The following is a 639-nucleotide window of genomic DNA, read 5'->3' on the forward strand; positions in this document are numbered from 1 at the left end:
GAATGGAGGGCTTTGGCTTATGAAAATTCAAGGATTTATAAAGACAAGGTAAAGCAATATCATGATAAGAAAATAAAGCAGGACAAGAAGTTTGAGAAAGGAGACCAAGTGTTGCTATACAATAACCGACTACGTTTGTTTCCGGGGAAGCTTAAATCACGGTGGACAGGACCGTACTCAGTTACTAGTGTCTCATCTCAAGGTGTGATCGAAATTTACCACCCGGAAAAAGGTCAGTTCAAAGTCAACGGGAATCGCCTCAAACCCTATTTTGGTAAGACTCCAATACCTCTCGATGCATCAGGTAATATCTTCCCATTTGACCCGCATTAATTCTGAACAACTTGCACGTCAGGCTCGCGACATTAAACACGCGCTTTTGGGAGGCAACCCAAATTTTTGTTTTTCCGTATTCTTTCATTTCTGTATTGTATTTTCTGGGGATCGATGAATGTTTGACACGACGTTTTACTCCCTCCAGGTTATCCTCATCAACACATGATCTCTTCTCTCCATTCTTGGTCGTGGCTTTACATAATCACCCCGGACTCAGGCGCCTCGCGTATCTCACCTCTTGTTTCGGGGAAGTTCACAAACCTATCTCCCTTGTTTTCACTCTTTATTCTGATTTGCTGCTGA

1 protein-coding gene is annotated in these 639 nt (G+C 42.7%); it reads left to right on the forward strand.

Going from position 1 to position 639, the window contains the following annotated elements:
- A partial coding sequence (locus ACFILO_RS09690; RefSeq protein ID WP_375678236.1) for a hypothetical protein occupies window positions 1-333 on the forward strand: 333 nt, incomplete at its 5' end.
- Between the last annotated feature and the right edge of the window lie 306 nt (window positions 334-639).

It is taken from the genome of Bartonella sp. AP72JLCBS, assembly GCF_042195705.1.
Taxonomy (GTDB): domain Bacteria; phylum Pseudomonadota; class Alphaproteobacteria; order Rhizobiales; family Rhizobiaceae; genus Bartonella.